Origin of the sequence: Flavobacterium glaciei (genome assembly GCF_003350545.1) — a bacterium.
Taxonomy (GTDB): Bacteria; Bacteroidota; Bacteroidia; order Flavobacteriales; family Flavobacteriaceae; genus Flavobacterium; species Flavobacterium glaciei.
The window spans coordinates 1-19,967 of sequence record NZ_QQBA01000017.1 but is presented as its reverse complement, the minus strand read 5'-3'; the positions used below and the strand labels follow the sequence as shown (position 1 = coordinate 19,967).

Below are 19,967 nucleotides of genomic sequence, written 5' to 3'. Positions count from 1 at the left end.
CGATTTTATTGTGTTATTAAATCATAAATCATATATTTACTATAACCAAATCCCATAAGTTATAATTATGAAAATATTAATTATCGATGACCAAGAGTTAGTGATCCTTTCTCTAGAAAAAAGCCTACTCGATTTAGGGTACGAAGTGCTTTCAGCAAATACAATTTCTGATGGAATAGAGAAGTATGATCTCTATCAACCCGATTTGGTTATTGCGGATATAAATATGCCTTTTTCTAATGAAACAGTAGTGACTGGTTTAAATGCTGAAATTGAAGAAGATTACAATGGACTTGAAATTGCAAAGCACATAAAAATTATAAGAGAGCACACTACTCCGGTAATGATTTTATCTGGAAATACAAACGAAGATATCATCGTGAAGGGATTTGATTTAGGCGTTGATGATTACATGAAAAAACCAGTAAGCTTGAGTGAAATTGGTGCTCGTGTGAAACGTTTAATTGGTAATGGAAAAATGCCAGCGAAGGAAACCAAGAAAAACCAAATTATTCAAACCAATTGCATTGGTGTAGTAATACCTTGCTATAATGAAGAATTACGATTGCTGGGGGATGATTTTAAAGCGTTCATTAATTCTAATTTAGGATATCATTTGTGTTTTGTAAATGATGGTAGTAAAGACAAAACACTCGAGGTTTTAGAAAAGTTAAGAGCAGGTCATGAAGATCATATTAGTATATATAATTGCGAGAAAAATGGAGGTAAGGCAGAGGCAGTTCGTTTAGGGATGTTGCATCTAGCAAAGCAAGATCAGTTTGATTACATTGGTTTTTTAGATGCTGATTTGTCTACTGATTTTGAAGATTTTCATGATTTAGTAAAGGTTATTTCTACTTCAAATTATAAATTAGTAAGCGGCTCGAGGATGGCTCGTATGGGTGCTGATATCACTAAAGAATCAGCTCGTGCTATCATCAGCAAGATTATTAATTTAATCATTCGTAAAACTATTGGAATGGAGTTTAATGACACACAATGTGGCGCTAAAATCATGAGTAAAGATGTGATTGATAAGACTTTTCAAACAAAATTTTTGACGAAATGGTTGTTTGATGTTGAGATTTTTATGCGCATGAAAAAGGTGTATGGAGATGAAGAAACTAAAAAAATTGTTTGTGAGCAACCTCTAAAAAGATGGATTCATGCTGATGGTTCTAAGTTATCCTTCAAAGATTCTTTGAAAATTGTTTTTCAAATAGGCCAAATAGCGATTCATTATAGATAGGACAATGCAAATATTTATATTTTAAAGAATGTTAGGTATTTAACATATCCTCCTTTCAACTTTTATTAGCATTAAGTTCAATTAAGTTTAACAAATACATTTTAAAGACAAAATTCAAGCATTTGTCTAATTTTATAAAGACATTTATAATACAAGTAGTTGAAATTCTTAAAAAAGAACTTTCAGAAGCATACAAAGATACTTGCAGCATATGAAAATTCGACATTTTTATATGCTTAACAATATTCACACAAGCTAAAACATAGTATGTCTATACTTGGTTTAGAAAAAAGTTTAAATAGAGCTAACGAATAAGAATATAACTTAATTAAAGAACTACAATACACAAACTTGAATTTGAAATTATTTTGAAATCCATGCAAGATGTTTTAGATTTACTATAACCACTTACTTTATGAATTGCATTATTATTGATGACGAAGAACTGGCAAGATCGATTATGACCGAAATGGTGAGCAGGCACCCTGAACTCAAGCTAATTCAGGAATTTCCAAATGCCATTCAAGCAATTAAATTCTTGAATAATTTTGAGGTAGATTTGATTTTTTTAGATATTCATATGCCTGATTTTACTGGGTTTGATTTTATTCAAAGCATAAAAAATCCACCAAGAGTAATTTTAGTTACCTCAGATAGTAATTTTGCTATTGATGCTTATGAGTACGAGTGTATTGTAGATTATTTAGTAAAACCCATCTCCGAAGAACGCTTTCGAAAAGCAATTCAAAAAGCAAATTTCTCTAAAACTTCTGCCAAACCAATAGAAACTAAAGTAGTAGAAAAAGATAATGTAAACGAGTTTTATGTCAATATCGACCGAAGATTGATAAAAATAGAAATGGCATCTGTAAATATTGTGGAGGCTAAGGGCGATTATATTCATATTAAAACAGAAAGTAAAAATTATGTGGTCCATTCTAGCCTAAAGAAGATAGAAGATAAATTACCTAAAGATTTATTTTTAAAAGTACATCGCTCTTTTATTATCAATACTAAAAAAATTATTGATATTGAAGACAATAGTGTCTTGATTGCTAAAGATGTAATTCCCGTAAGTCGCGCTAATAGACCTGAATTAATGAAAAGATTAAACTTGTTGTAATAATAAATAGTCAAAAAACAAGGTTGGTGTTAATTCCTAAATTAAATTTTTTTCTCCATTCAACATAATTACAGCTACTTAATCTACAATTGTATTAAGTAGTTGTAAAATATTATTTTTAATTCTATTTGATTCATTTTCAGATATTTTACCCTTTTTTTTGAATAATGAATCTACAGAATATCGAAATTTTAAATAATTTCATCGATACTTTCTGCCACTCTAACTTAAAAATAAAACGATATAATATTGTATCTATATTTTTGTAATGATAAAAATAAAGAACAATAGCTATGAAAATACTTATTATAGACGATCAAGAATTAGTTTTATTAACTCTGGAAAAATATCTTATAGATTTAGGATACCTTGTCAAAAAGGCGAATAACATGGCTGATGGAATAGCCATGTATGATGAATTTCAACCTGATTTAGTTATTACAGATGTTGATATGCCTGTAGTTGCAAATTCAAGTTTTGAATTTAAAAGCTTGGATTATATAAAAAAGAAATCAGGTTTAGAGATTATCAAACATATACGAGTTTTAAAGAAAGAAACGACTCCAGTAATGGTCTTGTCTGGTAATAGGCAATTAGATGTCATTTCTCAAGCTTTGTCATTAGGTGCTGCTGATTATGTAATTAAGCCGGTACGTCTCGATATAATAAGTATGCGAGTAGAAAACCTAATTGGAAAAGTTGATACTGATAAAAAAAATACTAAAAAAGAGCGCTACATTCATGAATCTTGTGTGGGAGTAATAATCCCTTGTTATTATAGTTTAGAAACCATGCTGAGCGAGGAATTTATAAAATTTGTAAACACCAATCTTAACTATCATTTATGTTTTGTTAATTATAGCTATGAAGAAATGCCTACAAAGATTTTAAATAAATTTTGCAAAGGCAAAAGGATTAGCGTTCTGAATTTTGATCACGTTGTTCATAAAACAGAAGCGATAAGATTAGGCATGTTACATTTAGAGAAAGAGCATCAGTTTGAGTTTATAGGTTTTTTAAACGAAGATCTTTCTGTTAATTTTGATACCTTCAAAGAATTGGTCAATATTATATCCACATCTAATTATAAAAATGTTGTAGGTTTAGAAGTTGGTTCATCAAATTCTACTTTTTGGGGATTTCCAATAAAGCACTTTGTAAATAAAAAAATAAACGGTTTCTACAAGAAATTTTCAGAAAAGCACAGTAAGGAAAAGAATAGGTTTATCGAAGTTTTTGATAATGACATAGTTAAAGATATTTTTAAAAATAAATTTTTGTTGGAAAATAAATTTGAAGAGGAAATATCAAACAGAACAAAATGTTTTTTTGGAGATGATAAGTGGAATGATAGGGTATGTGTTAAATTGCTTAAGCTCGCTTAAATTAACAACTAAAGTTATTAATTGCAATCAACATGTTGCAATCCCAGTTTATTATAAATTAAACTATTTTTAAAATTACCAAACTAAGAGATTATGCAATTTGTATAATCTCTTTTTTATGAATTTTAGTTGGTTTTCAAAAGTTTAACAAAGAAATTGAAGAGTGGAATTTCAGAATTACTAAATTAGGCATTACTTTTGCGAATAAAGTTAGAATAAAAATTACAAACACATACTGAAATAAATTCAGGATATCATATGAAAGAACAATTTAAGAAGTTTTTAAACGAAGAACAAGACCCAAAAGCTATAGAAAAAATCGCTTCAAAACTGAGTGATTTATTGATGAAAAATGAAGAAATAGGTTATATAGCCGTTCAGAAAAAACCAGCAATTACCGTTTTGCCAGACAGTATTGTTTTGACCAATAAAAGAATTGTTATTTGTCAGCCTAAAAACCTAGGACTATCCATGAATTTTATAGATTACACTTGGGATGAGATTGAAGGCACTTTTGTGAAAGAAAATATTTTAGGTTCAGAGTTTTCTTTTACAACCAGAACAAATATGGAAGTTTCTATTGATTATATTCCTAAAATTCAAGCGCGAAAGATTTTTACGTTTGCAAAAGAACAATTGGATATATTGAAAGTTGGGTCTGTATTGAATGCAACTATGATGGATGAGGTTCCGGTTTCAGCATCAGAAGAAGTGGAGATTGTCGAAGAAATGGAAACGGAAGAAGTGATTAGTTTTGCTGAGATAATGCCGGTTTCACAACCTAATTTCATTGCTGAAAATCAAGTATTCGAAGACGTTCCAGCAAGTCCAAAAGACAAATCGTTAAGTGATTTATCTCAAGACGAACTTTTTGAGAAATTACAGAATTATAAAAAATTATTGGACAACGGGTTGATTTTACAAGGCGAATACGATGCTTTCAAAAAAGAAATTTTGAGTTATATGTAATTAGTCTTAAAGTAGAAAGTCATAAAGTCAAAAGGAAGTAAAATATCTTTTGACTTTATGACTTTCGACCTTTGACTTAAAGCGTTCTTTTCTGCTTTTCTACAAAATTATTGGATTGTAATTCTAATAAATCAGTGGCGTTTTTCCGCTGTAAATCATACAGTTTTTTATCGTCAGCAATTTCTCCGTAGACTTTGTCGTGCATCGTGGCGCTGGTTTTTACGAGCAAAGTACGTTGGTATTTATCTTGTTCTATTGTGGCTTTCAAAGCGGTTTCAAGATCCTCCAGTTTATAATCATATTCGCCTTTTGGAGAAAGTAATTTGGCAATAATAGGAGAGGTTTCTATAGCTAAAAACAGGAGCATGATGAAAAACGAAGGTAGCCACGGCAGTTTGTCTAAGGCGTTAATTCGGGCCATTAAACCATCAAATCCATCAATAATAGGCTGTGTTTCGGTCACTTTTTTGTCTAAATCGGTTTGCAGCGTTTTGGTATTTTTCTCCATTTCTACAATTTTAGCCAAGTTGTTTTTTTGTAAGGTGTCCAGTTCTTGTTTTGCCAAATCATGTTTGGCGATTTTTTCTTTAAAAACGGGGCCTTTGCCTAATTTTTTTGTTCCTGCGGTTCCTTCGGCTTCGGTGATGTAGGTTTCATAAAGCGTATTGACTTCTTTCTCCTTGCTTGTGATTTCGGTCTTTAATTTTTCTATATCTGCTTTGTTTTTATCCAAATCCGATTTGAAATAATTAGCCACTTCTTTTTTGTTATTCAAAGCCATGGCATTTTTTTCTTTCAATAAAACGGTATTAATTTCTTTTTCGAAGATTTTAATTTCTAATGGTTTCGAAATAACAATCGCTATGATTACCGCCAAAATAATTCGGGGAGTTGCCTGAAGAAATTCACTTCCTATTTTGTCTCTTTTTCGAATAGTGGAAACTATGAAACGATCGAGATTAAAAATAAGCAAACTCCAAACGATACCAAATGCAATTGCGGGATATACACTATCAAATACGGTATACAGCGCATAAGAACTGGCAAGGAAAGCCATGACAGCAGTAAAGAAAACGGTGGCGCCAATACCTACATATTTGGTTTGTTCGCCTTCGGAACTGCCTTCAAGTAAGTTTTTGTCTGCTCCTGAACAAAGGATAAAAAATTGTTTTAACATGATTGATGATTTTTTGATTGATGATTACAAATTTAACGCCAAAAAAGGAATCTTGGTATAAATAATTGATATGTATTTATTTAAGGCATTTGTTACGGTTTGTATCAAATAAAAGAGAGCTGCTCACAAGGAACAGCTCTCTTTCTTTTTTGAATTATAATTAACTTATGCTAAGGGAGCGCCAGCCATAATTTCGGCATTGGCAAATTCTTCAAATTTGGCAAAATTAGCTTTGAATTTTTCAGCTAATTCAATTGCTTTTTTATCGTATAGTTCTGGGTCTTCCCATGTGTTTCTTGGGTTCAATATTTCACTAGGAACATCTGGACAGGTTTGCGGTTTTGCAATCCCAAATACTTTGTGATTCTCATACGCTACGTCGTCTAATTCTCCGTTTAATGCAGCGGTAATCATGGCACGTGTGTATTTTAATTTCATGCGGCTTCCTATTCCGTAAGGTCCGCCAGTCCATCCTGTATTGATCAACCAAACTTTTACATTGGCATCTTTCATTTTCTTACTCAACATTTCAGCGTATTTAGTTGGGTGTAATGGCATAAATGGTGCGCCAAAACAAGCCGAGAAATTAGGCTGAGGCTCTGTGATTCCAGCTTCGGTACCTGCTACTTTTGCTGTATAACCAGAAATAAAATGGTATGCAGCTTGTCCTGGAGTCAGTTTAGAAATTGGAGGCAATATCCCGAATGAATCTGCAGTTAAGAAAAATATATTTTTTGGATTTTTACCAATAGAACCCGGCTGAATATTATCAATATGGTAAATAGGATAACTTACTCTAGTGTTTTGTGTAATAGAGACATCTTCATAATCTACTTCTTTTGTGTCTTTATTGATGATTACATTTTCAAGTATAGCTCCTTTTTTTATAGCTCTAAAAATGTCTGGTTCATTTTCCTCAGTAAGGTTTATTACTTTAGCATAACAACCACCTTCAAAGTTAAAAACTGTGTTTTCGTTTGTCCAGCCATGTTCATCATCACCAATTAATTTTCTGTTTGGATCTGCTGATAAAGTTGTTTTTCCTGTTCCTGATAATCCAAAGAAAATTGCAGTATCACCGTCTGTTCCCACATTAGCACTACAGTGCATTGGTAATGTATTTTTGAAAACTGGTAAAATGAAATTCAATGCAGAAAAAATTCCTTTTTTCATTTCACCTGTGTAACCGGTACCGCCTATCAAGACTACTTTTCGAGTAAAGTCAAGAATAGCAAAATTACTTTGTCTTGTCCCATCCACCGCTGGATCAGCCATAAAACTAGGCACACATAAAAGAGTCCATTCTGGGTCGAAGTTTGCTAATTCTTCCGTTTCTGGTCTCAAAAACATATTGTAACAAAATAAATTTGCCCAAGGGGTTTCTGTTATTACACGAACATTTAATCTGTAATTTGGGTCAGAACACACATAAGAATCTCTTACATAAACTTCTTTGTTAGATAAATAAGAAGTGACTTTGTTGTACAGTGCTTCAAAAGCGTCTGATTCAAAAGGGATATTTACTTTTCCCCACCAAACTTGATTTTCACTGATGCTGTCTTTTACTATATATCGGTCTTGTGGAGAACGGCCAGTATATTCACCAGTATTTACTGCTAATGCACCGGTTGAGCTTTCAATTCCTTGACCTAATTTTATTGTTATGTCGTGTAATTCTTCAGGGGATAACTGGTAATGAATTTTTGCATTTTCAATTCCTAATTCTTTTAACGAAATCGATTGCGAGAAAAGCGTGTTATTGTCCATAAATTTATTGTTGTAGTTACTTTTTTATAGACTGCAAAAGTAGAAATTATATTTCAGTTAGCCTTTGATTCTTTTAATTTTGTGATTTTTTATTCATAATATTCAGTAATAAAACGCCCCAGCCCAGTATTAATAGGAGTCCGCCAATAGGAGTCACGAATCCAATAATTTTAAAATCAAATGGGGTAAGGTCATTAGTTGCTAACAAATAAATAGACCCAGAGAATAAAATTACGCCAATAAGAACTAAAAAATAGATTGCATTTTTTGTTTTTTTAGGAACGTCCTTCAGTAATCCCAAAAACAATAAAAATAGCGCGTGGTACATTTGGTAGCGTACACCGGTTTCAAAAGTCACTAATTGTTCAACAGACAGTACTTTTTTTAGGGCATGTGCGCCAAAAGCACCAAGAATTATTGCAATCACTCCTAATATAGCTCCTGTTGAAAGTATCTTTTTGTCCATGTTTATTTTAATTTTATTGTAAAAGTATCTCATCTCACATTAAATTAAAAGCGTTTTGTGAGATACTTTTTTTTAGCATTTGATTTATTCTAAATCAGAAATTATAACGAACATAATTTTTTTCTCAACACTATTTGTTATAAATACAACAATTTTGTATGTTTGTGTTATAATTATACAAAATGAAAACAATTTTAATCATCGGAGCAGGAAGATCAGCTTCATCTTTGATCCATTATCTGTTAAGTAAATCAGATAAAGAGAACTTGCATCTTATTATTGGTGATTTGTCATTGGCATTAGCCCAAAAAAAGACAAACAATCATCCTAATGCAACGGCGATTGCCTTAGATATTTTTGATGAAATTCAAAGAAAAGAAGCCATTCAGAAAGCCAGTATTGTAATTTCTATGTTGCCGGCTCATTTGCATATTGAGGTTGCAAAGGATTGTATTGTTTACAAAAAGCATTTGGTTACCGCGTCCTATGTGAGTGACGCCATGCAGGAATTAGACGCTGCAGCCAAAGAGAATAATCTGATTTTCATGAATGAAATCGGACTTGATCCTGGCATTGACCACATGAGTGCCATGAAAGTGATTGATGAGATTAAGGAAAAAGGCGGCGAGATGATTTTATTCGAATCTTTTTGTGGCGGACTTGTAGCGCCGGAATCGGATACGAATCTTTGGAATTACAAATTTACCTGGGCGCCACGCAATGTAGTTCTTGCGGGTCAGGGTGGCGCTGCTAAGTTTATTCAGGAAGGGACTTACAAATACATTCCGTACTGTAATTTGTTCCGCAGAACTGAGTTCTTACAAGTGGAAGGATATGGTCGATTCGAAGGCTATTCAAATCGCGATTCGTTAAAATACCGCAGTGTGTATGGTCTAGATAATGTGCTTACTTTATACAGAGGAACCATTCGTAGAGTGGGTTTCTCTAAAGCTTGGAATATGTTTGTGCAATTAGGAATGACGGATGACAGTTACGTTATGGAGGACTCAGAAAACATGAGTTACAGAGAATTTGTAAACTCGTTTCTGCCATATCATCCCACGGATTCTGTGGAAATCAAGACCCGTTTGATTCTAAAAATTGACCAAGATGATATTATGTGGGACAAGTTATTGGAACTCGATTTGTTCAACCGTGATAAAAAAGTAGGTTTAAAAAATGCCACTCCAGCACAAATTCTGGAAAAAATATTGACGGATAGCTGGACGCTACAGCAAGATGATAAAGATATGATTGTCATGTATCACAAATTTGGATACAAATTAAATGGCAAAAAAGAACAAATAGATTCAAAAATGGTTTGCATTGGCGACGATCAAACCTTTACTGCCATGGCAAAAACAGTGGGTTTACCTGTTGCAATGGCGACTTTACTAATCTTAAATGGCACAATCACGACTCCGGGAGTGCAATTGCCTATTCGTAAAGAAGTGTATGAGCCTATTTTAAAAGAATTAGAAGAATACGGTGTTGTTTTCAAGGAGCAATCCATGCCGTATTTAGGATACAATCCGGATAAAGAGTTTAGTTAGTAAGTTAGTTAGTAGTTTTTTTAGATTTTTAGTTTGATAGATCCGCTCCTTTTTAGAAGCGGATTTGTTTTTTAAAATGCTTTATTTATGCTGAGCTTAGCCAAAGTGTGGGCGTGACCCTGCAAATTGCTTCGTCGTTCCTCCTCGCAACTTCGGGTCGGGCTGTTCGCTGCAATCTTTATGTTTTAAAGAAAAACATAAAGGATTTTCGCTGCCATCCCTCACGCAACGCATTCAATGGATGCATTTTTTTTTTGAATTGTAAGAAAATTTAATTATATTTGAAAAGCACAAAGCGAAACAAACCTTCGCCAATCTACCCAATTTTGGTGTATATGCGAAGGTTTGTTTAGTCTATATACTATTTACCTGCTATTTTGCGCTAAAACTTCAAAATAAATAACTTAATAAAAATATATAATGAGTGAAAATACTATCAAAGCAGAAGAACCAGAAATTGAGCAAATTGATAAACCAAATTTTGGCACTTAAATTAATAAATTTATAAAACATATCGAAGCTCAAACTGACATTTTTCCTCTTGTAATGAGTTTATTAGGTGTTAAACTAATTCAAGAATCTAAACATGTAGATAAATATATTAAAGATAATGGCTTACTAATTAAAGATGAAGAAAATACAGAACTAAAACAATTAGAAATTCCTGAAAGTAAAATTAAAGAATTTATTAAGCTAAACGAAAAAGTAGATACAACAAATTTAGCATACAGCCTATTACCTATAAATTTTGTTGTATCATTTGTAAGTCAGTATGATGCTTATTTAGGTGGTTTGATAAGAGTAATGTTTTTAAATAAGCCAGAATTTTTAAATAATTCGGAAAAGAATATTATGTTTTCTGAATTACTTAAATTTAATTCAATTGAAGAAGCGCAAGAATTTGTTGTAGAAAAAGAAGTTGAATCTGTTTTAAGAGAAAGTCATATTAAACAATTTAAATGGTTAGAAAATAAACTAGGAATACCATTAAGAAAAGATTTACTTAGTTTTAGTGATTTCATTGAAATAACAGAAAGAAGAAATCTTTTTGTTCATTGTAACGGAGCAATTTCAAGGCAATACATTGAAAATTGTAAAGAAAATGGCGTAAAAGGTATTGATGAATTAAAAATCGATGATTTATTAGATGCAAAGCCTGCTTATTTTAGTAAATGTTATATGACCTTATTTGAAATTGGTGTAAAATTAGGTCATGTAATATGGCGCAAATTGAAACCTGAAGAAAATAACGAAGCTGATGGTCATTTAAATGAAGTATGTTACGAACTGTTAATAAATGGGCATTATAAGCTAGCTATTAATTTATTAACTTTTGCAACCGAAACCTTAAAAAAACATACTCAAGAAATGGTTTGTGTTTTTACAATAAATAAAGCATTAGCATATTATTTATCAAATAAGAAACAAGATTGTATAAAAGTTATAGATAAACACGATTGGTCAGCAACAAATGACAAATTTAAACTTGCAATTGAAATTCTAAAAGAAAATTATCCAGAGTCATTAGAAATAATGAGATCGATTGGTAATAAAAATGAACATTTAAATGCAGAAGCTTATCTTGATTGGCCATTATTTAATGAAATCAGAAAAACAGCAGAGTTTAAGCAAACTTACAAAGAAATTTTTGGAGAGGAATTAATCTATAAGGAAACAAAACCAAGAGATTTAGAAGATATTTTAACTGAACTAAAGCAAATTAGGAAAGAAACAGAAGAAGCGCAAAATGCTGAAAATGATGAAATAATTGAGGAAGTAGAATCGATAAATGAAGAAGCAGAAAGCATAATGGAAGAATAAAAAACAGCTGGTAATAGTCGTTTTGCAAACTTGCTAAACTTGTGATAAAACTGGTTTTCGTTTCGCAAGAAACTAAATTTTTAAAAGAAAATAAGTACTTCTGAAGTCCGCAACCTCGCCAAACGCAGGAGCGCTAGTTTAACATATCCGCTTCTAAAAAGAAGCGGATTTTGTTTTTTATTACGCCTTTCCAGATTGAATAGTTATTGGTAAACTATACATTACTCTCACAGGGACGCCGTTCAGTTTTCCGGGAATCCAATTAGGACATAAACCTAAAACACGGACCACCTCTGTACCAGTTCCGTATCCAATATCTCTTATGATTTTGATATTAGTCAGTCTGCCATCAAGTTCAACGATAAATGTAGCGTAGACTTTTCCTTTAGCATTATTTTTTTCAGCATCTAATGGAATATTAAAATTGGTTCCCACAAATTTGTAAAATTCCTCAATTCCTCCCGGAAAATCAGGTTTTGTAGTTATACCTGCAGTATTATAAACGTCTCCCAGTTCATCGCTGGCAGTCAATTTTGAAGCCTCTGCCTGATAGCCTTTTTCTAAAACAGTAATTGTCTCATTATTTAATTTTTCACCTTGGCTGTTTACTCTATATCCATATCTGTCGTAGTATTCTCTTTCATTGCCTTGGGTCACATAAAAATGAACATCATTGTTGATGTTAATATAGCCGTTAGCGGCAGGGTTACCGTTAATGTCTACAGATCCTTTGTCATTAAAATAAAGACTACCAATTTTGGTATACTCCTCGTTCTTAATTTTTACTACCTCTAGTTTTTTTCTTTTTATAGTGTCAATTTGGTTTTCTGACTTTTCAATTTGTTGCAATTCACTTTTGGCTGTTGCAATTTTCTTATTTAAAATAGGTTGCTGTTGTACGATAGTAGTGTTCTTTTCTCGTGCAACCGTTTCTGTACATAAAGAAAATAATAGTATTGCAAGTACTGGAGCAATTGCCATTTTCTTCAGTATTGAAATGTTTTTTGATGTGGTTTTTGTCATCATAAGTAATCGTTTTTTAGTTATTAAATAATTCAAATTACTGGCCAAGTAAAAAGTTTGGTTCTCGTTAGCTTTCGATAGTAATAAAGATTGGTAGAACGGAACATTGTTATAAGAGGTCACTACTTTCTCATCAGCAAGAAATTCGTGGTTGAGTTGTATGGCTTTTTTGTAAAAAATAAAAATAGGGTTGAACCAAAAAACGGTTTTCAATAATTCGATGAATAAAATATCCAAAGTGTGTTTTTGGGTTACATGCGTGAGCTCGTGTGTGTACAATTCAGCTTCAATTTGACGGTTGTTGTATTCCGTTTCGTTAATGAAAATCGTATTCAGGAAAGTGTGTGGCAACGTTTTTTCGGGAACCAAAATCAATTTGGCATTCTTATATTCAATTGGTGTATTCGATTTCATTTTAGACGAAATCTTAATGATATTGCTGATAAAACGTACCGCCAAAACGAGTGTTACTACAGCGTACAAACTCCATAATCCTATTGCCAGATAGTTAGTTTCCTCCAGTATTACAGCGCTTCCTTGCAGTATCTGGATATTTCCTGGATTGAGTCTAGGTTTTGCTATTTCTTGAATCACTTCAATAGTTATAAATGGAATTACCATTGAAAAAACAAGGCTTAACAACAAGTAAAACCTATTGAAAACGTGTATTTTTTCTTTTTCCAAAAACAAATAATACACCGCCAATAGCACCAATAAAGTAATTGTCGATTTGATTAGAAAGTCGCTCATTTTTTCTTTTTTAGAATTTCACTGTCTATTATTTTCTTGAGATCTTCCAGTTCCGTTTGAGACAAATTAGTTTCTGTGGTAAAGAAAGAGGCAAATTGTGATGCCGAATTGTTGAAGAAATTACTAATCAATCCGTTGACGTGTTTCGAGAAATAATCGGTTTTCTTGACCAAAGGATAATATTCCCGAGAGTTCCCAAATTCAGTGTATGCTACAAATTGTTTATCAATCATTCTTTTCAATAAAGTAGCAATGGTTGTGGTTGCAGGTTTTGGTTTTGGGTAGGCTTCAAGCAAGTCTTTCATGAAGGCTTTCTCGAGTTTCCAAAGGTGTTCCATTACTTGTTCTTCGGCGTTCGTTAGTTGTTGCATGTTATTTTTTTATTTGGTGTACATTTCTTCAATGGGTATTCCTTTTTCGTAGATTTTGGTTCCTAGTAAAACGCCTTCGGAGTCATAAAATATCCATTTTCCTGTGGGTAGCCATTCAGTTTTTGAATTTATAATGGCTTTATTGGAAACTCCTATTTGTTGGATTTTGCCTGTATTGTGATATTTGATAATGTGGCAACTGTTTTTTTTGTACTTTTCTTTAGAAGTTAATCTATCACTAACGAACTCTTTCCAAGTTCCTGTTTTATCTCCTTTTTTGTATCTTCCTGTTGCGCTGGATTCGATGTTCATGAATTTTTCTGTTTGTATCCATTTACCTGTTTTTAATCCGTTTTTGGTTTGATTAATTTTACAGCTAGTGAGACTTATACACAAAAGAATGATGATTATTGTGTACTGATTTTGCGTTTTCATTTCTACAGATTAAAAAATTGCTCTACAAATGTAGAATAAAAAATGAAACAAACAAGTTTTAGAGAAAAAATAATTATTGGTTAGTTAATTTACTGGTAATGAGTTGATGTAGTTGGCGGTGGAAGGTTTGCCACAGATTCACAGATTTTTTATTGGATTGGTTGTGGTATAAAAAATTTACCGCAGATTCGCAGATTTTTCATGGATTGTTTTGCTGGATTGCTGGTGTAAAAGTGACCACCGCAGATTCGCAAATTTTTCATGGGTTTGTTTTGCTGGATTGATGGTGTAAAAGTGAGCACCGCAGATTCGCAAATTTTTTCCTGGATTGACGGTATGAAAAATTACCGCAAATTCGCAGATTTTCTTGATAGGATGCTTTAGAAAATCACCGAGGGTTTGCGTTAAGGATGGAAGTGGAAATCCTTTTTAGGTGCCTTTTTTTGGTGGCTAAAAAGATTGAGAACGCACAGCCTGACCTTGTTGCTTGACGAATTGTGTTGTTTAAGAAGGATTTTATGCAACGAGGAAACGCCCAAAAAAAAATCCGCCCTGTGGAGAGCGGATATAGTGTTTGATGAAAGGAATTTATTTAGACAACTCCACGAAATATTTGTAAAACAACGGAATAGTTTCGATTCCTTTTAGGTAGTTGAAAATACCGAAGTGTTCGTTTGGCGAGTGAATGGCATCGCTGTCCAAACCAAATCCCATTAGGATAGTCTTGCTTTTCAGTTCTTTTTCGAATAAGGCAACGATAGGAATACTTCCTCCGGAACGCACCGGAATTGCAGGAACGCCAAAGGTTTCCGTGTACGCCATGTTTGCGGCTTTGTAGCCAATGCTGTCTATAGGGGTTACGTAGCCTTGCCCGCCGTGATGCGGTTTTACCAAAACGGTTACGCCTGCAGGAGCAATGCTGTTGAAATGTTTGGTGAATAATTCCGTGATTTGTTCCCAGTCTTGATTAGGTACCAAACGCATGGAAATTTTGGCGTAAGCTTTACTGGCAATTACCGTTTTGGCTCCTTCGCCGGTGTAGCCGCCCCAAATTCCGTTTACATCTAGCGTAGGACGGATGGAGTTTCTTTCGTTGGTTACATAGCCTTTTTCGCCGTACACATCGTTAAGTTGCAAGGCATTTTTGTATTTTTCTAAGCTAAAAGGCGCTTTGGCCATTTCAGCTCTTTCTTCCAGGGATAATTCTTCAACATTGTCATAGAAACCAGGAATGGTAATGTGGTTGTTTTCATCATGAAGCGAAGCAATCATTTTAGACAACACATTGATAGGATTAGCAACAGCACCTCCGTACAATCCAGAATGCAAGTCGCGATTAGGACCTGTAACTTCTACTTCTACATAACTTAAGCCACGTAAACCTGTTGTGATTGACGGCTGCTGATTAGAAATCATTCCCGTATCTGAAATTAAAATCACATCATTCTTAAGTTTTTCCTGATTGCGTTCTACGAACCAACTCAAACTTTTGGATCCAATTTCCTCTTCGCCTTCAATCATGAACTTGACATTACAGGGTAACGTATTGGATTGAACCATATATTCTAATGCTTTTACGTGCATGTACATTTGGCCTTTGTCATCACAAGATCCTCGGGCAAAAATGGCGCCTTCGGGATGGATTTCGGTTTTCTTGATTACGGGTTCAAAGGGTGGAGAAGTCCATAGCTCCATTGGGTCGGGTGGTTGCACATCATAATGACCGTATACTAAAACAGTAGGTAAATTTGGGTCAATGATTTTTTCGCCATATACGATTGGGTAGCCTGGAGTATCACAAATTTCAACAAAATCACAGCCTGCTTTTTCTAAACTGGCTTTTACGGCATCCGCTGTTTCAAAAACATCGTGAGAGTATGCGGTGTCAGCACTTACGGATGGGATTTTCAATAATTCGATTAACTCGTTGATAAAGCGGTCTTTGTGTTCTTGAACGTATGCTTTAATATTTTCCATTATTTGAATTTTGTTTATATTTCAAAAGTACAAAAAAGAGTATGATTATTTTTTATCAAAATTGTTTTGAAAATTGGAAGTTAAGTGTATCTTTGCACCCACAATAAACCGCGGATATGGTGAAATTGGTAGACATGCCAGACTTAGGATCTGGTGCCGCAAGGCGTGTAGGTTCGAGTCCTATTATCCGCACGAAAAGCCCAAACGAAAGTTTGGGCTTTTTTTATGCTTTTTGATTTTACTTTATACAAACCAATAAAAAAGCTTCTCAAATCGAGAAGCTTTTTTTGGGGAATTTATTGATTGATCCAGCGTCTGAATTCAGCTGTTGATGAGGTGCTTGTAATGAAACGTTTTTTATAGTTTTTTAACTGAATTGATAAACGGTCATTAAAGTAATTTTCAATTTTTAAAATACAATTGATATTAATAATCTCGCCACGGTTGATTTGAAAAAATACTTTTGGATTGAGTTCTTGTATCAATTCGCTTAAAGTATCCTTAAAGGCATGTTCTTTTCCTGAGGTGTCAATTGCAACACATTTGCCTGATTCTGCTACTATGGCTGCGATTTCATATGTGTTCAGCATAGCCATTCCTTCATTATTTTTAATTATAATTCGCTCTTTGTATTTTTTCTCTTCACGTTGTAGTAGTGATAGCGCCATCTCATGCCAGTTAATGGTATTTTCCTCTTTCTTTTTTAGGTTGAGGAATTTTTGCATGGCTTCGTTAAAGCGATTGTAACTAATAGGTTTTAGTAAATATCCAATACCATTTGTGTCAAAAGCTTCCTGATAAAAAGTATTATAGGCTGTCGTAAAAATAATTGGAGCGCTGATCATATTATCTTTTAACGATAAAAAAACCGTTCCATCTAATAGCTCGATATCTGAAAAAACTACATCTACAGTTTCCTTTTTTGTGGCCCAATTGCGCAACTCTTCATTGCTTTTAATTTGAGCAAGTATAGTAATGTTTGGGTCAAATTTATGAATGTGATTTCTAATGATTTCAGCATTATGATTTTCATCTTCAATGATTATGCATTTCATATTTAGTAAATTAGCGGAATTGCTACACAATACTCATTTTCTGTTTTTGTGAAAATGACATCCAAGTTAAACATGAGTTTGTAGTGTTTTTTTAGGTATTGGTTTCCTAGTTTAGAGCTGTTTAGTTGTTGTATTGTATTCAATTTGTTTTTTATGAATATCGTGTTTTCATTTCGGTACAATTCAATAATAAGAGGATTTTCTTCACTTGCCTTGTTGTGTTTTATGGCATTTTCAATTCCTAATTGCAAAGTACAAGGCAATATAAATCCGGTTGTGTCATTGATATTTGTAACAACTTTATAAGCGTTGTTGAATCTTTTTTCGATTAGATTACGGTATCGTTTTGTAAATTCAAGCTCTTCAGATAGTGGTACAATTTCCTGTTCGTAATGGTCTAAAAAATAGCGGTACACTCCTGAAAAATCGTCGATAAAGTTTTCTAAATCTTCGGGGTTTTTATGACTTAAATTCGACAGCACGCTTAAATTGTTGAATAGAAAATGCGGTTCAAGGTTTTTTTGTAGCATTTTAGATTTAAAAATTTCCTTTTCTCGCTCTAATCGTGCTATGTCGATTTCCAATTTTTTAGAATCATTAAAATAAAGGTAAATAAGCGTAAACCCGCAGGTGTATAAATGATAAGTAGTGATTCCGAAAGCAATATTACCAATCAAAAGCCACGTTGAGGTACTTAATCCGTGTACTAAATAGCGGTAACAAATAAAAAATATACTGGTAAAAACAGCAAATACTAACAAGGAGAGTACAAAAGAAAGTGTGATTCTTTGGGTATTTTTGAACTGCTTTTTAGAGATGATTTGCCATGATAAGTAGGAGCTAATCAAGGCCAACAAACAAGTAAAGAGCCCAAAAACATGATCTTCGATTGCAAAAAAATTAATGGAACCAAACTTACGTGTTTGGTACAACGTGTAAATCTGTGTAGTGTTGACACCAATTACCACTAGTATTGTGAAGAAAATATTTTTTAGGCTACTTTTTGTTTTCATTCCTGCTGTTTTTACAAATATAATAAAACCTTGTAAGGAGTATCAGTTTACAAATCTTCGGCAATCACATTTTTTATTTCGCCTTTTGTGTTGAATGTTTGTATTTTAGGATTGCCTTTTTCGTCTACATAAATCATTAGTTTGGGCCTTCCTGTAGCGTCATTTAAAAACAAACCTTGCGAGTTTCCTCTGGTTTTGCCTAAGAACAATAGATTGCGTTCACCATGTAGCTCATATATTTCATTGATCTTTTTTTTGCGTGCTTCAGGGTCGGTAATTTTTTCAGCTTGGGCAAATAGTTCCATTCTTGTCGTAATGTTACTTTCTGCTGGATAATCATTGATGTTGATGCCACGTTGCGACATGATTTTGCCATTAATAATGGACTCTTGATTGGATAATTGTAAAACTTGATCGTCCTTGTATCGATCCATCGTAATTGACATTCCAGAAATCAAACCGTTCTTTGTTTGCTTTGTTTGATAAATAAGTCCACCACATTCATCGCCTTGATCGTTAAAGAAAATAAGTCCTGATGGTCTTTCTCGTTTTTCCCAATCTTTGCCATCCATTCTGCCTGAATGTTGTAATTCCTTATTGCTAAGAACCATTCTTAGAGTGCCATCGTTTTCGATAATATTGATTCTTTTTACGTTGATTTCTTCAAAATTTTCAATCTCCTTTAGTTTGTTAAAGGAGAATAAAAAAAAGCAAAGCATTAGTAAGGTTAAAAAAGTTGAGTAACGTGTTAAAAATTTCAGTTTTGCATCGGTTGTGTTCATGATATGTTGTTTTAAGGATTTCTATGCTGCTAAAGTAGTAGCTATGCGATTGCCTTAAAACGGATTAAATCTCAATTAGGGGAAAATGAACTTGAAATAGGGGAAATTTGAAATGAATCCTAAAAGTAAAAATGATTTTCAAATTAAAAAGCTGAGGTGCTTTTGCCAATGCATGCTGAGGTTGCGTTAGTGAGTTATAGTTAAGTACAGTTCAAAAAAAAGCTTCTCAATCGAGAAGCTCTTTTTGTTATTGAATAGTACTTAGGAAATTTGTCAGAGTAATTAAATCTTTTTCTCTTGATAATGAAATGCTATTAGCTTTAATAAACTTTGTTATTTCACTTTCTTGTTGTGGATACATAAGCAGTAGCTTTGCTTTTGACTCTGGGAATGCTACTATTTTTTTATCTTTTGTTTCTAAATAATAACTGTACTTTACTGATGTAAATTTCGGTTTGTTGCCTAATTCAAAAGAAGTTCGTGGTATTCGTCCTTCTATGAAGTCAATTTTATCTCTACGCAATAAACTCAAATTATTTTTATTTAGTAATTCAAATAAATACAAGTAGGACGGTTCGCTTGAATTGTTCTCCAAGTTTACTAATCTAAGTTTAAATTGATTATTGTTCATTAGAAAAGTATTGTAAAGCGGGTCTTTTGAAATAGTATAAATTTCATTTGGCGCCTTTTGAACCTCAATAACATCATCATAAGCATTATACCTTAGCATCATTTTTGTTTTTATACCTACAATTTCAGAAAGTACAAAGTTTTTAAAAATATACGGGTTACCTTCAACGTCTTTATAGAAATCTTGGGTATACTTTTTATTTCCTTCAATATTACTTAAGTTGTTATAGATAGGTATTATTGTTTGGTCAGTTCCACCAAAAGTTTGAGATAACATAGAAATGCAATATCCCATACAAAAACTAATTAAAATTATTTTTTTCATAACCCGTTGGGTGAAATTAGTTTATTTGAATTTTGATATTATTGATTGGTCTGTCAAATATGAATTTGTTGATATATTGAACCAATGTTAATGCTG

Annotated in this window: 17 protein-coding genes and 1 tRNA gene; 7 read left to right on the top strand and 11 right to left on the bottom strand. The window is 32.9% G+C overall.

Going from position 1 to position 19,967, the window contains the following annotated elements; all coding sequences use genetic code 11:
* Positions 1-67: 67 nt before the first annotated feature.
* From DFR66_RS12460 to DFR66_RS12445, 4 genes are all read left to right on the top strand, one after another.
* Entirely contained in the window at positions 68-1,249 is a 1,182-nt protein-coding gene (locus tag DFR66_RS12460) for a glycosyltransferase (RefSeq protein ID WP_114755167.1), read from the top strand.
* A 415-nt stretch (positions 1,250-1,664) separates the two neighbouring features.
* Positions 1,665-2,372, top strand: coding sequence for a LytR/AlgR family response regulator transcription factor (locus DFR66_RS12455; RefSeq protein ID WP_114755166.1), 708 nt, complete (start codon positions 1,665-1,667; stop codon positions 2,370-2,372).
* A 293-nt stretch (positions 2,373-2,665) separates the two neighbouring features.
* Complete coding sequence (locus DFR66_RS12450) at positions 2,666-3,757, top strand: response regulator (protein WP_114755165.1); 1,092 nt, start codon at positions 2,666-2,668, stop codon at positions 3,755-3,757.
* A gap of 258 nt (positions 3,758-4,015) precedes the next feature.
* The gene (locus DFR66_RS12445; RefSeq protein WP_114755164.1) at positions 4,016-4,726 is read left to right on the top strand and encodes a PH domain-containing protein; all 711 of its coding nucleotides are present in this window, start codon (positions 4,016-4,018) and stop codon (positions 4,724-4,726) included.
* Between the two features lie 76 nt (positions 4,727-4,802).
* On the opposite strand, the gene DFR66_RS12440 is transcribed toward DFR66_RS12445, so the two are convergent.
* The 3 genes from DFR66_RS12440 to DFR66_RS12430 form a co-directional block, all read right to left on the bottom strand.
* Positions 4,803-5,903: a DUF4407 domain-containing protein gene (locus DFR66_RS12440; RefSeq protein ID WP_114755163.1), complete on the bottom strand. Its 1,101-nt coding sequence runs from the start codon at positions 5,901-5,903 to the stop codon at positions 4,803-4,805.
* 165 nt (positions 5,904-6,068) lie between these two features.
* Entirely contained in the window at positions 6,069-7,670 is a 1,602-nt protein-coding gene (gene pckA / locus DFR66_RS12435; RefSeq protein WP_114755162.1) for a phosphoenolpyruvate carboxykinase (ATP), read from the bottom strand.
* A gap of 73 nt (positions 7,671-7,743) precedes the next feature.
* A complete protein-coding gene (locus DFR66_RS12430; protein ID WP_114755161.1) occupies positions 7,744-8,136 on the bottom strand; it encodes a DUF423 domain-containing protein in 393 nt (130 codons plus the stop codon).
* A gap of 182 nt (positions 8,137-8,318) precedes the next feature.
* Here DFR66_RS12430 and DFR66_RS12425 point away from each other — a divergent pair, with 182 nt between their 5' ends.
* Positions 8,319-9,689 carry a saccharopine dehydrogenase family protein gene (locus DFR66_RS12425; protein ID WP_114755160.1) on the top strand — a complete coding sequence of 457 codons (1,371 nt, stop codon included), beginning with the start codon at positions 8,319-8,321 and terminating at the stop codon, positions 9,687-9,689.
* Positions 9,690-10,235: 546 nt separating this feature from the next.
* On the top strand, positions 10,236-11,510 hold the full coding sequence (locus DFR66_RS12420; protein WP_114755159.1) for a hypothetical protein: 1,275 nt from the start codon (positions 10,236-10,238) through the stop codon (positions 11,508-11,510).
* Between the two features lie 180 nt (positions 11,511-11,690).
* Here DFR66_RS12420 and DFR66_RS14050 read toward each other — a convergent pair whose 3' ends face one another.
* The 4 genes from DFR66_RS14050 to DFR66_RS12400 all read right to left on the bottom strand — a co-directional run bounded on the left by DFR66_RS14050 (position 11,691) and on the right by DFR66_RS12400 (position 16,066).
* Positions 11,691-13,283: an energy transducer TonB gene (locus DFR66_RS14050; RefSeq protein WP_242008678.1), complete on the bottom strand. Its 1,593-nt coding sequence runs from the start codon at positions 13,281-13,283 to the stop codon at positions 11,691-11,693.
* Positions 13,280-13,654, bottom strand: a complete 375-nt coding sequence (locus DFR66_RS12410; RefSeq protein ID WP_114755158.1) for a BlaI/MecI/CopY family transcriptional regulator — start codon at positions 13,652-13,654, stop codon at positions 13,280-13,282. The genes DFR66_RS14050 and DFR66_RS12410 overlap by 4 nt, the downstream gene beginning before the upstream one ends.
* A 9-nt stretch (positions 13,655-13,663) precedes the next feature.
* A complete protein-coding gene (locus tag DFR66_RS12405) occupies positions 13,664-14,089 on the bottom strand; it encodes a hypothetical protein (RefSeq protein ID WP_114755157.1) in 426 nt (141 codons plus the stop codon).
* 588 nt (positions 14,090-14,677) lie between these two features.
* On the bottom strand, positions 14,678-16,066 hold the full coding sequence (locus tag DFR66_RS12400) for a dipeptidase (RefSeq protein WP_114755156.1): 1,389 nt from the start codon (positions 16,064-16,066) through the stop codon (positions 14,678-14,680).
* Positions 16,067-16,176: 110 nt separating this feature from the next.
* Here DFR66_RS12400 and DFR66_RS12395 point away from each other — a divergent pair.
* Positions 16,177-16,258 (top strand) — tRNA-Leu (locus DFR66_RS12395).
* 104 nt (positions 16,259-16,362) lie between these two features.
* Here DFR66_RS12395 and DFR66_RS12390 read toward each other — a convergent pair.
* From DFR66_RS12390 to DFR66_RS12375, 4 genes are all read right to left on the bottom strand, one after another.
* On the bottom strand, positions 16,363-17,121 hold the full coding sequence (locus tag DFR66_RS12390) for a LytR/AlgR family response regulator transcription factor (protein ID WP_114755155.1): 759 nt from the start codon (positions 17,119-17,121) through the stop codon (positions 16,363-16,365).
* Positions 17,122-17,123: 2 nt separating this feature from the next.
* On the bottom strand, positions 17,124-18,134 hold the full coding sequence (locus DFR66_RS12385) for a sensor histidine kinase (protein ID WP_114755154.1): 1,011 nt from the start codon (positions 18,132-18,134) through the stop codon (positions 17,124-17,126).
* A 47-nt stretch (positions 18,135-18,181) separates the two neighbouring features.
* Positions 18,182-18,916, bottom strand: a complete 735-nt coding sequence (locus DFR66_RS12380; RefSeq protein ID WP_114755153.1) for a hypothetical protein — start codon at positions 18,914-18,916, stop codon at positions 18,182-18,184.
* A gap of 247 nt (positions 18,917-19,163) precedes the next feature.
* Positions 19,164-19,871: a hypothetical protein gene (locus DFR66_RS12375; RefSeq protein ID WP_146841174.1), complete on the bottom strand. Its 708-nt coding sequence runs from the start codon at positions 19,869-19,871 to the stop codon at positions 19,164-19,166.
* Positions 19,872-19,967 lie beyond the last annotated feature (96 nt).

Coding starts and splice junctions, on each gene's coding strand:
- DFR66_RS12460 (WP_114755167.1), top strand. CDS start 68: ATGAAAATATTAATTATCGATGACCAAGAGTTAGTGATCCTTTCTCTA.
- DFR66_RS12455 (WP_114755166.1), top strand. CDS start 1,665: ATGAATTGCATTATTATTGATGACGAAGAACTGGCAAGATCGATTATG.
- DFR66_RS12450 (WP_114755165.1), top strand. CDS start 2,666: ATGAAAATACTTATTATAGACGATCAAGAATTAGTTTTATTAACTCTG.
- DFR66_RS12445 (WP_114755164.1), top strand. CDS start 4,016: ATGAAAGAACAATTTAAGAAGTTTTTAAACGAAGAACAAGACCCAAAA.
- DFR66_RS12440 (WP_114755163.1), bottom strand. CDS start 5,903: ATGTTAAAACAATTTTTTATCCTTTGTTCAGGAGCAGACAAAAACTTA.
- pckA (WP_114755162.1), bottom strand. CDS start 7,670: ATGGACAATAACACGCTTTTCTCGCAATCGATTTCGTTAAAAGAATTA.
- DFR66_RS12430 (WP_114755161.1), bottom strand. CDS start 8,136: ATGGACAAAAAGATACTTTCAACAGGAGCTATATTAGGAGTGATTGCA.
- DFR66_RS12425 (WP_114755160.1), top strand. CDS start 8,319: ATGAAAACAATTTTAATCATCGGAGCAGGAAGATCAGCTTCATCTTTG.
- DFR66_RS12420 (WP_114755159.1), top strand. CDS start 10,236: ATGAGTTTATTAGGTGTTAAACTAATTCAAGAATCTAAACATGTAGAT.
- DFR66_RS14050 (WP_242008678.1), bottom strand. CDS start 13,283: ATGAGCGACTTTCTAATCAAATCGACAATTACTTTATTGGTGCTATTG.
- DFR66_RS12410 (WP_114755158.1), bottom strand. CDS start 13,654: ATGCAACAACTAACGAACGCCGAAGAACAAGTAATGGAACACCTTTGG.
- DFR66_RS12405 (WP_114755157.1), bottom strand. CDS start 14,089: ATGAAAACGCAAAATCAGTACACAATAATCATCATTCTTTTGTGTATA.
- DFR66_RS12400 (WP_114755156.1), bottom strand. CDS start 16,066: ATGGAAAATATTAAAGCATACGTTCAAGAACACAAAGACCGCTTTATC.
- DFR66_RS12390 (WP_114755155.1), bottom strand. CDS start 17,121: ATGAAATGCATAATCATTGAAGATGAAAATCATAATGCTGAAATCATT.
- DFR66_RS12385 (WP_114755154.1), bottom strand. CDS start 18,134: ATGAAAACAAAAAGTAGCCTAAAAAATATTTTCTTCACAATACTAGTG.
- DFR66_RS12380 (WP_114755153.1), bottom strand. CDS start 18,916: ATGAACACAACCGATGCAAAACTGAAATTTTTAACACGTTACTCAACT.
- DFR66_RS12375 (WP_146841174.1), bottom strand. CDS start 19,871: ATGAAAAAAATAATTTTAATTAGTTTTTGTATGGGATATTGCATTTCT.